Annotated in this window: 16 protein-coding genes and 1 pseudogene; all 17 read left to right on the forward strand. The window is 62.5% G+C overall.

Annotated features, from left to right (window positions below; all coding sequences use genetic code 11):
* Nucleotides 1-45: 45 nt before the first annotated feature.
* The 17 genes and pseudogenes from rplR to AC3LCN_RS02585 all read left to right on the forward strand — a co-directional run bounded on the left by rplR (nt 46) and on the right by AC3LCN_RS02585 (nt 10,099).
* Complete coding sequence (gene rplR, locus AC3LCN_RS02505; RefSeq protein WP_488648516.1) at nt 46-411, forward strand: 50S ribosomal protein L18; 366 nt, start codon at nt 46-48, stop codon at nt 409-411.
* A gap of 12 nt (nt 412-423) precedes the next feature.
* Complete coding sequence (gene rpsE, locus AC3LCN_RS02510; protein WP_488648517.1) at nt 424-957, forward strand: 30S ribosomal protein S5; 534 nt, start codon at nt 424-426, stop codon at nt 955-957.
* Nucleotides 950-1,126 (forward strand): annotated as a pseudogene (gene rpmD / locus AC3LCN_RS02515) (50S ribosomal protein L30); the annotation flags it as partial. The gene rpsE and the pseudogene rpmD, both read left to right, overlap by 8 nt.
* Nucleotides 1,127-1,230: 104 nt before the next feature.
* The gene (gene rplO, locus AC3LCN_RS02520; RefSeq protein ID WP_488648518.1) at nt 1,231-1,824 is read left to right on the forward strand and encodes a 50S ribosomal protein L15; all 594 of its coding nucleotides are present in this window, start codon (nt 1,231-1,233) and stop codon (nt 1,822-1,824) included.
* Nucleotides 1,825-1,880: 56 nt separating this feature from the next.
* The gene (gene secY, locus AC3LCN_RS02525; RefSeq protein WP_488648519.1) at nt 1,881-3,170 is read left to right on the forward strand and encodes a preprotein translocase subunit SecY; all 1,290 of its coding nucleotides are present in this window, start codon (nt 1,881-1,883) and stop codon (nt 3,168-3,170) included.
* On the forward strand, nt 3,167-3,823 hold the full coding sequence (locus tag AC3LCN_RS02530; RefSeq protein ID WP_488648520.1) for an adenylate kinase family protein: 657 nt from the start codon (nt 3,167-3,169) through the stop codon (nt 3,821-3,823). Before secY ends, AC3LCN_RS02530 begins: the two co-directional genes overlap by 4 nt.
* 2 nt (nt 3,824-3,825) lie before the next feature.
* On the forward strand, nt 3,826-4,581 hold the full coding sequence (gene map, locus AC3LCN_RS02535; RefSeq protein WP_488648521.1) for a type I methionyl aminopeptidase: 756 nt from the start codon (nt 3,826-3,828) through the stop codon (nt 4,579-4,581).
* Nucleotides 4,582-4,702: 121 nt separating this feature from the next.
* Nucleotides 4,703-4,921, forward strand: a complete 219-nt coding sequence (gene infA, locus AC3LCN_RS02540) for a translation initiation factor IF-1 (RefSeq protein ID WP_488648522.1) — start codon at nt 4,703-4,705, stop codon at nt 4,919-4,921.
* Nucleotides 4,922-4,958: 37 nt separating this feature from the next.
* Nucleotides 4,959-5,072, forward strand: a complete 114-nt coding sequence (gene rpmJ / locus AC3LCN_RS02545; RefSeq protein ID WP_445823272.1) for a 50S ribosomal protein L36 — start codon at nt 4,959-4,961, stop codon at nt 5,070-5,072.
* 3 nt (nt 5,073-5,075) lie between these two features.
* Nucleotides 5,076-5,453: a 30S ribosomal protein S13 gene (rpsM, locus tag AC3LCN_RS02550; RefSeq protein WP_488648523.1), complete on the forward strand. Its 378-nt coding sequence runs from the start codon at nt 5,076-5,078 to the stop codon at nt 5,451-5,453.
* Nucleotides 5,454-5,461: 8 nt separating this feature from the next.
* The gene (gene rpsK, locus AC3LCN_RS02555) at nt 5,462-5,863 is read left to right on the forward strand and encodes a 30S ribosomal protein S11 (protein WP_488648524.1); all 402 of its coding nucleotides are present in this window, start codon (nt 5,462-5,464) and stop codon (nt 5,861-5,863) included.
* Between the two features lie 12 nt (nt 5,864-5,875).
* Nucleotides 5,876-6,502 carry a 30S ribosomal protein S4 gene (rpsD, locus tag AC3LCN_RS02560; protein ID WP_488648525.1) on the forward strand — a complete coding sequence of 209 codons (627 nt, stop codon included), beginning with the start codon at nt 5,876-5,878 and terminating at the stop codon, nt 6,500-6,502.
* Between the two features lie 14 nt (nt 6,503-6,516).
* Complete coding sequence (locus tag AC3LCN_RS02565) at nt 6,517-7,521, forward strand: DNA-directed RNA polymerase subunit alpha (protein WP_488648526.1); 1,005 nt, start codon at nt 6,517-6,519, stop codon at nt 7,519-7,521.
* Nucleotides 7,521-7,877 carry a 50S ribosomal protein L17 gene (gene rplQ, locus AC3LCN_RS02570; protein WP_488648527.1) on the forward strand — a complete coding sequence of 119 codons (357 nt, stop codon included), beginning with the start codon at nt 7,521-7,523 and terminating at the stop codon, nt 7,875-7,877. The genes AC3LCN_RS02565 and rplQ overlap by 1 nt, the downstream gene beginning before the upstream one ends.
* Before the next feature lie 9 nt (nt 7,878-7,886).
* Nucleotides 7,887-8,318: a 50S ribosomal protein L13 gene (rplM, locus tag AC3LCN_RS02575; RefSeq protein ID WP_445844429.1), complete on the forward strand. Its 432-nt coding sequence runs from the start codon at nt 7,887-7,889 to the stop codon at nt 8,316-8,318.
* A gap of 17 nt (nt 8,319-8,335) precedes the next feature.
* Nucleotides 8,336-8,734 (forward strand): 30S ribosomal protein S9, encoded by a 399-nt coding sequence (gene rpsI, locus AC3LCN_RS02580; protein WP_488648528.1) that lies wholly within the window; start codon nt 8,336-8,338, stop codon nt 8,732-8,734.
* 18 nt (nt 8,735-8,752) lie between these two features.
* Nucleotides 8,753-10,099 (forward strand): phosphohexomutase domain-containing protein, encoded by a 1,347-nt coding sequence (locus AC3LCN_RS02585; RefSeq protein ID WP_488648529.1) that lies wholly within the window; start codon nt 8,753-8,755, stop codon nt 10,097-10,099.
* The last annotated feature ends 3 nt before the right edge of the window (nt 10,100-10,102 follow it).

The raw sequence follows: 10,102 nt of genomic DNA on the forward strand, positions 1-10,102 counted from the left end.
GGTCATCCGCCGCAAGGCCGGTAAGGCCGGAAAGGTTGGTGCCAAGTGAGCCGCGCAACGACACGCGTCGCGTCGCGTAAGCGTCGCCACTTCGGAATTCGACTCACCGTTGAAGGCTCAGCCGCACGACCGCGACTCGCGATCTTCCGCAGCCTGAACCACATCTACGCGCAGGTGATCGATGACGCAACCGGGAAGACCCTGGCGGCGGCCTCTACCCTGGACGCAACGGTGAAGGGCGACGCGAAGCGCACAAAGGTGCAGGAGGCTGCCGAAGTTGGAACCCTCGTTGCTGAGCGAGCAAAGACCGCTGGAGTGGCGAAGGTTGTCTTTGACCGCGCTGGGTTTAAATATCATGGGCGCCTTAAGGCGCTCGCAGACGCTGCCCGGGCTGCCGGGCTTGAGTTCTAGGAGGGCACTGAGATGGCGAGAATTGACGCGTCGAAGCTGACCCTCGCGGAGAAGGTCGTGCAGATTAATCGCGTAGCGAAGGTAGTCAAGGGCGGACGACGCTTCACTTTCTCCGCGCTCGTCGTCGTTGGCGATGGCCAGGGTCACGTTGGCGTGGGCATCGGCAAGGCCGGCGAAGTGCCAGAGTCCATCCGCAAGGGGACCGAAGACGCGAAGAAGAACCTCATCCGCGTGCCGTTCCTTGGCACCACAATTCCGCACCAAGTTTCGGCCGAGCACTCCGCCAGCCGCGTGATGCTCAAGCCAGCCTCGCAGGGAACTGGCGTGATCGCCGGCGGCGCAATTCGCGCGATCATTACCGCTGCGGGCATTCACGACATCCTCTCCAAGGTCTACGGCTCGTCAAATCCCGTGAACGCAACCCGTGCCGCGATCGAGGCGCTCTCGCAGTTGCGCACGGCTGAGCAGATCTCAGCCGCACGCGGCAAGCGCGTCCGCATCCGCGTCGGCGGCCAAGAGTCGACGCCAGAGGTGCACCATGGCTGAGAAGTACATCAAGGTCACTCAGGTCAAGAGTGAGCTCGGGCATGTTGCGCGAAACCGCGGCACGATTCGTGCACTCGGCCTCGACCGCATCGGTGACACCAACCTTCTCCCCGACAATCCTGCCGTTCGCGGCATGGTGCGCCAGGTGAACTTCCTCGTCTCGGTCGATGAGTTGACTGGCGCAGAGGCTGCTACTGCGGCAACCGCAGTCGCAACGAAGAAGGCACAGAAGGCGAAGAAGCCTGCCAAGGTTAAGAAGGCGAAGGTGACCAAGTGAAGCTCCATGATCTGCAGCCAGCACCAGGGTCAAAGAAGAAGCGAATTCGCGTCGGCCGCGGTATTGCGGCTGGGCGCGGTAAGACTGCCGGTTACGGTACGAAGGGCCAGACCTCACGAAGCGGTGGGAGCATCCCAGCGTGGTTCGAAGGTGGCCAGACGCCAATCCATCGCCGCATTCCTAAGCTTCGCGGCTTCCGCAATGTTCTGCGCGTCGAAGTCGCGGTCGTCAATGTTGGTCGCATTCAGCAGTGGATCGACGCTGGCCGCTTGAAGGGCGAGAGCCCACTCAGCGTGAACGCCGACATCCTTGCCGCAGCGGGCCTCCTCAAGACTCGAGGGAAGCCGTTGAAGGTGCTCGGCACCGGTGAGATTTCGACGAAGATCCTCTTTGCCGCCAATTCGTTTACCGACAGTGCCGTGGCCAAGATCAAGGCTGCTGGCGGTGACATCACGGTGTACGAGAGCGCGACGCCTTCCTCTGCCGCCCCAGTAGGGGTGAAGGCGGGAAAGAACGCTCCAACACCAGGCAAGAGGGCTCCAGCAAAGCGCGCCACCAAGGCCGCAGGGGCCGACGGCGCAGGCGCCTAAGGTTAAGTCGCACGTAGGCACAGTGCGCCTACACACAGCGGTGGAGGAGACGAACGATGATTGACACCCTAGTGAACGCGTTCCGAACCCCCGAGATTCGACGCAAGCTCTTCTTCGTCGCCGCGATGCTCGTCGTCTTCCGCCTGTTGAGCCATGTACCAGTGCCAGGAGCCGATCCAGCGGCCCTCTCGAACTTCTTCAAGGACAACGCCCTCTTCGGCCTCCTTGACCTCTTCTCAGGCGGCGGCCTGGCACGATTCAGCGTCGTCGGCCTGGGTCTAAACCCGTACATCAACGCCTCGATCATCATGCAGCTCATGAGCGGCGTGGTGCCGCGCCTGATCGAACTCAGCCGCGAGGGTGAGTACGGTCGCAACAAGATCAACCAGTACACCCGCTACCTGACCGTGCCGCTCGCGGCGCTGCAGAGCTACGCCTTCCTCGCACTGCTGAACAGCCAGAACGTGCTGAAGACGCGATTCGACCTGGCCAGCCCAGAGACCCTCGTGCAGATCGTGATCCTCACGACCGGTTCGTTGCTGTTGATGTGGATCGGCGAGCTTGTCACCGAGCGAGGCATCGGCAACGGGATCAGCTTCATCATCTTTGCGGGCATCATCGGCCGCGTGCCGGGCGCCATTCAGGAGTTCTTCAGCGCACCAGATCTCGCCGTGCTGCTCGCCTTCGCCGTCGTCGGCGCTGCGGCTGTTGCAGCGATCATCTTGATCACCGAGGGGCAGCGCCGCATTCCGGTTGAGTATGCGAGCCGCGTCCGCGGCAATCGCGTCTACCAGGGTGGCCGCACCTTCCTTCCATTGAAGGTCAATCAGGCTGGCGTGATCCCAATCATCTTCTCAATGAGCATCCTGCTCTTCCCAGCACAGATCGCCGGCTACTTCACCGCGTCGGAGGTGACGTGGGTCAAGGCTGGGGCACAGTGGATCGTGGACACACTCGGGCCACAAAACAAGTTGGTCTACCTGCCGTTCTACTTCACCCTCACGGTCGCGTTCACCTACTTCTATACGGCCTTCACATTCAAGCCTGACGAAACTGCAGACCAGCTGCGCAAGAACGGTGGCTACATCCCAGGCATTCGCCCAGGGATGCCAACGCAGGAGTATCTCGGCAAGGTGGTCACGCGTATCACCCTGCTTGGATCGCTCTTCTTGGGACTCGTTGCAGTCTCGCCGTATGCGCTCGGCACACTCTTTGGCGATCTCGGCGGCCTTGGCGTCAGCCTCGGCGGTACCGGACTCCTGATTGCAGTGAGCGTTGTGGTGGAAACGATGAAGCAGCTCGAGGCGCAGATGTTGATGCGAAATTACGAGGGCTTTATTAAGTGATCCTCGTCCTTCTCGGCGCCCCAGGCGCAGGGAAGGGGACGCAAGCGGAGGCACTCTCCGCAGCAACGGGCGCAGCCCACGTTGCAACTGGCGACCTCTTCCGTGCTGAAATTTCCGCTGGCTCGCCGCTCGGCCTCGCCGCACAGCGGTTTATTGATGCTGGTCAGTTGGTCCCCGACGAGGTCACCATCAACATGATCCAAGCGCGTCTTGCCAAGGCAGATGCAGCGAACCGCGTCATCATTGACGGCTTTCCGCGCAATCCTGCACAGGCAACCGCACTTGATGCGGCGTATGCGGCGAGCGGTCGGTTGATTACCGCCGTACTGCTGCAGGTGGACGACGCGATCCTTGCAGAGCGCCTCACCGCGCGACGAGTCTGCCCGTCATGTGGGCGCTCGTATCACCTCCTCAGCCGCCCGCCGCAGAGCCATGGGGTGTGCGACGTGTGCGCCACGGCGCTGGTTACCCGGAGTGACGACGCGCCCGAGACCGTTGCGCTCCGACTGGCAAATCAGCTGGCTGCCCTTGGCTCGGTTGTTGAACTCTATCGCGCAACTGGCCGCCTTACGGAGGTGAGCGGCGTTGGAACCATTGATGAGGTCCAAGGTCGGCTAGCGGCGGCTGCCGCTTCCGTCGGGCTGACGGCCTAGCGATGGGCGCGATCACCCGCAAGAGCCCAGCCGAGATCGCGTTGATGCGGCGGGCCGGCGCCATCGTTGCCGAGATTCATGAGCTCGTACAGGCCGCGGCTGTTCCCGGTGCGAGCACCGCCGAGCTGAACGCGATCGCGGAGCGCTGCATTGAGCGCCACGGGGCAACGTCGAATTTCAAGGGCTACCACGGCTTTCCGTCCGTCATCTGCATCTCGCTCGATAGCGAGGTGGTGCATGGCATCCCCGGCGACCGCGAGATCAAAGAGGGGATGCTCGTCTCCATTGACGCAGGGGCCATCTGGGATGGCTGGCATGCCGACGGGGCGCGTAGCTTTGTGGTCGGCGAAGGGTCTCCAGAGGCGAAGCGCCTGGTTGCAGTGACCCGCGAGGCCCTGGATGCCGGCATCGCCGCCGCCCACCCAGGGGCGACCATTGAAGAGATCTCTGGGGCAATTGAGGCTGTCGCCCTGCGGGCAGGGTACGGGATCGTTCGCCCTTACGTTGGCCATGGCATCGGCCGTGCCATGCATGAAGCCCCACAGGTACCCAACTACCGCACCGGCCGCAAGAGTCTGACCCTGGCGGAGGGGCACTGCCTGGCGATTGAGCCGATGCTCACCTTCGGGTCGCCTGAGGTGGGGGTCATGGACGACGAGTGGACAGTTGTAACAATTGACGGGAGCCTCGCGGCACACTGGGAAGAGAGCATCGCCATCGTGGCGGGGGGCTCCACCATCCTCACGAGGGGGTCATGAACGCCCCGTTCGTGCGTGGATCGTGGGGCTCTGCTACTCTCTCCCCTCTCGCGTCTGCGGACTCCGTAGCGCGCCGTCTCGGTCTTCCGAGACCCAGTAACGCGTTCTGATCGGGGGTTTGTTGGCGAAGAAAGATTCGATCGAGGTCGAGGGGACCGTTGTTGAGCCGCTACCGAACACATCGTTCGTGATCGAGCTTGAAAATGGCCACCGGATCCGCGCCTATATCAGTGGAAAGCTTCGGACGAATTTCATCCGAATCCTTCCAGGTGATCGGGTGAAGGTCGAACTCTCGCCATACGATCTGACCCAGGGTCGGATCACCTACCGGTTGAAGTAGCAGCACGAGCGGTGCGCCGCTCACAGCAGGAGAACGAGTGAAAGTATCTGCGTCAGTCAAGGTTCGTTGCGACAAGTGCCTCGTGATTAAGCGGCACGGTCGCGTCATGGTCATTTGCGAAAACCCGAAGCACAAGCAGCGACAGGGTTAGCTGATGGCTCGTATTGCAGGCGTCGATATTCCGCGCGAGAAGCGTGTTGAGATCGCCCTTACCTACATCTTCGGCGTTGGCCTGACCACCAGCCAGAAGATCTTGGCGCAGACCTCCATCAATCCCGACACGCGCGTGCGCGATCTCACCGAAGACCAGGTCAACCGACTTCGCGAAGTCATCGACAAGGGCCGCAAGGTCGAGGGTGACCTCCGCCGCGAGATTGCCATGAACATCAAGCGACTGATCGAGGTTGGCACCTACCGTGGTACCCGACATCGCAAGAACCTCCCGTCACGCGGACAGCGCACGAAGACCAACGCACGACAGCGCCGTGGCGCTCGCAAGACCGTCGCCGGCAAGAAGATTGAGAAGAAGTAGGTAGAGAGATGGCTGAAGAGAAGAAGAAGCGCGCACCGAAGACTCGACGTCGCGAGAAGAAGAACGTGCCGGTCGGGCATGTGCACATCGCCGCCTCGTTCAACAACACCCTCGTATCAATCACCGACCTAACGGGCGCGGTGCTTTCGTGGGGATCGGGTGGCGTCGCTGGCTTCAAGGGCTCACGCAAGAGCACCCCGTACGCCGCATCGCTCGGAGCTGAGGCAGCCGCACGCAAGGCGATGGAGCACGGGCTTCGCTCGGTTGCCGTCTTCGTGAAGGGGCCTGGCGCAGGACGCGAGCAGGCAATCCGCGGTCTACAGACGGCGGGCCTCGACATCACCGCAATCACCGATGTGACGCCGCTGCCTCACAACGGCTGCCGTCCTCCGAAGAAGCGCCGAGTCTAGGGGAGTAGAAGCATGGGTCGAGATACCGGACCAGTCTGCCGCCAGTGCCGCCGAGAGGGCGCAAAGCTCTTCTTGAAGGGTGCGCGCTGCTATACGAAGAAGTGCTCGTTCGAGAAGCGCCCTACCCCTCCAGGCATGCACATGATGCGCCGCCGCAAGGTTGGCGACTACGGCCTGCAGCTGCGCGAGAAGCAGAAGATGCGCCGCGTCTATCGCATTGGCGAGACCCAGTTCCGCCGCCTCTTTGAGGCCGCTGAGCGTGGCACCGACGTGACCGGTGAGAATCTGCTCCGCCTCCTTGAGCTTCGATTTGACAACGTCGTCTACCGTCTTGGGCTCGCCAGCTCGCGAGACCAGGCACGCCAGTTGATCACCCACGGCCACCTCTCCATCAATGGTCAGGCTGTCAACATTCCGTCGTACTCACTGAAGCCAGGCGATGTCATCTCGGTCCGCGAAGGGCGAGCTGACATTGGGCCATTCAAGGAGGCCGCAGGCACTCTTTCAGGAAATGGCATCCAGGAGTGGCTCCGCGTGGATGCCACCAAGTTGACCGGTACGGTGGTCGCTGCTCCGCGGCGCGATCAGATGCCGGGCGACTTCAATGAACAACTCGTCGTCGAGTTCTACTCGCGGTAAGAGGGAGAGAGAATATGTCCGATGCACTGACCACCAAGATCGCCCCGCTCGAGGAGCTCGGCTCGTACGGCAAGTACGAGGCTGGCCCATTCGCGCCAGGCTACGGCGTTACCCTCGGCAACGCGCTGCGCCGTGTCCTCCTCGGATCGCTGGAAGGTGCCGCAGTCACCGCCGTGCAGATTGACGGTGTCATGCAGGAGTTCTCCTCGCTGCCAGGGGTCCGCGAAGACGTCGTGCAGATCCTCCAAAACGTCAAGAAGATTCGCCTTCGCAGCTTTGCGAAGGAGCGCATCGAGCTCACCCTTTCGAAGAAGGGGGCAGGCCCGGTCACCGCTGGCGACATCAAGCCGAACGGCCAGATTGAGATCGTCAATCCAGAGTTGGTTCTTGCAACGCTCGACTCCGACAAGGCGTCCATTGAGGCCACCCTCGTCGTTGAGACCGGAGTTGGCTACGTCTCCTCAGACCGCGTTGATGCGGACCCTGAGGGCGAGGTACGTCCGCGTGGCGTGATGAGCGTTGACGCCATCTTTACCCCAGTTCGCAAGGTCAACTTCACTGTTGAGAACACGCGCGTCGGCCAAGATGTCGACCGCGAGAAGCTCATCCTTGAGATTGAGACCGACGGCACGATTACGCCAGAGGCTGCTGTCCGCAAGGCTGCGGCAATCCTCGTCAGCCAGTTCACGGCCTTCTCCGGCCTCGGCGAGGTCCCAGCGGCTGCGCCAGCGGCAGAGGCTGGCGGCAACCTTCTTGACGTTTCGATTGAGGATCTTGATCTGCCGATGCGCGCCTATAACGCGCTGAAGCGCGCTGGCATCCTCAAGGTCCGCCAGCTCCTCACCGCCCTTGATGGCGGAGAGATGGAGCTCCTCAAGTTGCGCAACTTTGGCCAGAAGAGCCTCAACGAGGTTCGCGAGAAACTCGTTGAGCGCGGGTTCGATGTGCCTGAGAGCACCATCCCTGCCGACGCCATTTTTGACGAGGATGAGAGCGCCGACGACGAGGAGAAGCCCTAATGACCTCGCACGCGATTGGCGGACGCAAGCTCTCCCGCAAGCAGGGGCCGCGCCTCGCCCTTTATAAGAACCTCATAGTTTCCGTATTGCGGTACGAGCGTATCCAGACGACTGAGGCCAAGGCCAAGGAGATTCGTCCGCAGGTTGAGCAGATCATTACGCTCGCCAAGAAGGGTGGCCTCTCGGCCCGACGCGCAGTGATTGCAGCCCTCCCGGAAGAGCCGCTCGTCGTTGAGAAGCTCTTTGATGAGATCGTGCCGAAGTATGCGAACCGCAAGTCAGGCTACTGTCGCATCACCAAGATTGGCATCCGCCAGGGTGACTCGGCGCCGCTTGTGCAGCTTGAGTTGGTCTAGGGGGATCAGATGAACACGAAGACCTGGACACCTCGCGCCGCAGAAATCGAGCGCCGCTGGTTCGTGATCGATGCCGAGGGTCAGACCCTTGGCCGACTCGCGACGAAGGTGGCCTCAACGCTGATGGGGAAGGGGAAGCCAACCTTCGCTGACCACCTCGATTCGGGTGACTTCGTGATCGTGATCAACTCCGCGAAGCTGGTTGTTACCGGCGACCGACTCCTTTCGAAGAAGTACCACTCGCACTCTGGGCAGCCAGGTGGTTACCGCATGGAGGTCCTCGGCGACCTGCTGAAGCGCAAGCCAAACGAGGCGATTCGCCGAGCCGTTAAGGGGATGCTCCCAAAGACGAAGCTCGGCAATGCACAGATCCGGAAGTTGAAGGTCTATGCCGATGCGGATCATCCGCACGCTCCACAGAAGCCGGAGCCCCTCGCGTGAGCCCGAAGGAGAAGAGCGTGGCCAGTCTGCCGTACTACCAGGGAACCGGTCGACGCAAGACCTCCGTTGCGCGCGTTCGCCTCGTTGCTGGTGAGGGCCAGATTGTCATCAATGGACGCACCTATGAACAGCACTTTGGCGGCGCCATTCCGCAGTCTGAAGTGTTCGCGCCATACCGAGTCACCGGCACCGAGGGTCGCTTCAATGCGATGGTGAAGGTTGAGGGCGGCGGCATCTCTGGCCAAGCAGGCGCAATTCGCCACGGCATCTCACGCGCACTCCTCTCCGCTGATCCAGAGGCGTACCGACTACCACTCCGCCAAGCTGGATTCCTGACGCGCGACCCGCGCGCCAAGGAGCGCAAGAAGTACGGTCTCGTCCGCGCACGCAAGGCGAAGCAGTTCACCAAGCGCTGATCTAACGCAAGGACGCCCGTGACCACGGTTCGCTTCGGCACCGATGGGATCCGCGGGATCGCTGGCGACACACTTACCGTTGAGATGGCTGCCGCACTCGGTGTCGCCCTGATGCAGCAGCACCCGGCGGGTCTTGTTCTTCTTGGGCGCGATACCCGACCGAGCGGAGCCGAGCTCTCCGCCGCGCTCGCAGGCGCGATTGAGGCGCACGGCGGAACCGTCATCGATGTTGGCGTTATCCCAACGCCTGGACTCGCCTCACTCGTTGCAGGCGAGCCACACGCTGCCTGCGGCGTGGTGGTGACGGCATCACACAATCCCGTCGAGTACAACGGCTTGAAGGTGCTCGCACGCGATGGGCGAAAGATTCCTGATGCGCAGGAGCGAGCGCTTGAGGCAGCAATGGAGCGTGCTCTCGCAGGAGGCCTGCGGGTAGTTGCCCCATCAGCGTCACACGCAGAGGAGGCCCAGGCATATCGCGAGCGATACGAACGAACGTTGGCCGATCTTGCCCACACAGTGAGTGCCAGCGCCATGAGCGTGGTGATTGATGCGGCACACGGCGCCGCCTCACCATTTGCCGTTGCGGCACTCGCCGCCACAGGGGCAACAGTTGTGCCATTTGCGATGGGTGATGGCGTGATCAATGATCGTGTTGGTGCCACCGACCCCGCGGCACTCGGCGAGCAGGTGCGCGCGCACGGCGCCGATCTCGGCATCGCGCTTGACGGTGACGCTGATCGCTGCGTCGTCGTCGACGCGAGTGGGCGAGCCATTGATGGTGACGTCTTGATCGCCCTCATCGCACTCGATCGGAAGGGGCGAGGAGTTGCCGGATCTGACCGCGCCGTCGCCACGGTGCTGACCAACAGTGGCGTGGAGCGCCATCTTGCCGCTCACGGGATAGCCCTGGAGCGCACCCCCGTCGGCGACCGACACATCGCTGAACGACTCGCCGCTGGCGCGGGCGGATTCGGTGGCGAGAAGAGTGGTCACCTCCTCTTCAGGGAGCTCTCACCGACCGGTGATGGGCTCCTCAGCGCGATTACCGTGCTCGGGCTCGTCGCCCGCGCGGGGATCCCCGTTGGGGAGATGGCAGACGCCATCCCCCTTGACCCACAACTCCAGCGCACGGTGCCGGTGCCCCCAGGTGAGGGGGAGCGACTGCTCGCGGAGCCTGATCTTCAGAACGCCATTCGCCAGACTGAGGTGGCACTTGCACAGACAGGCGGACGCGTACTTGTGCGCCTCTCTGGGACCGAGCCCCTGCTCCGAGTGATGGGCGAGGGCCCCGATCACGCAGCGGTCAGCGCCGCCGTTGAACGCCTGCTTGAGGTCGCCGCGAGCCTCGTACGCGGGCGGTAGACT

Origin of the sequence: Candidatus Limnocylindrus sp. (genome assembly GCF_040397215.1) — a bacterium.
Taxonomy (GTDB): domain Bacteria; phylum Chloroflexota; class Limnocylindria; order Limnocylindrales; family Limnocylindraceae; genus Limnocylindrus.

Bases quoted from the DNA above. Each gene is read 5' to 3' on its own strand.
- rplQ (WP_488648527.1), top strand. From the start codon at position 7,521: ATGACCTCGCACGCGATTGGCGGACGCAAGCTCTCCCGCAAGCAGGGG.
- rplM (WP_445844429.1), top strand. From the start codon at position 7,887: ATGAACACGAAGACCTGGACACCTCGCGCCGCAGAAATCGAGCGCCGC.
- rpsK (WP_488648524.1), top strand. From the start codon at position 5,462: ATGGCTGAAGAGAAGAAGAAGCGCGCACCGAAGACTCGACGTCGCGAG.
- AC3LCN_RS02565 (WP_488648526.1), top strand. From the start codon at position 6,517: ATGTCCGATGCACTGACCACCAAGATCGCCCCGCTCGAGGAGCTCGGC.
- rpsD (WP_488648525.1), top strand. From the start codon at position 5,876: ATGGGTCGAGATACCGGACCAGTCTGCCGCCAGTGCCGCCGAGAGGGC.
- map (WP_488648521.1), top strand. From the start codon at position 3,826: ATGGGCGCGATCACCCGCAAGAGCCCAGCCGAGATCGCGTTGATGCGG.
- secY (WP_488648519.1), top strand. From the start codon at position 1,881: ATGATTGACACCCTAGTGAACGCGTTCCGAACCCCCGAGATTCGACGC.
- rpsE (WP_488648517.1), top strand. From the start codon at position 424: ATGGCGAGAATTGACGCGTCGAAGCTGACCCTCGCGGAGAAGGTCGTG.
- rpsM (WP_488648523.1), top strand. From the start codon at position 5,076: ATGGCTCGTATTGCAGGCGTCGATATTCCGCGCGAGAAGCGTGTTGAG.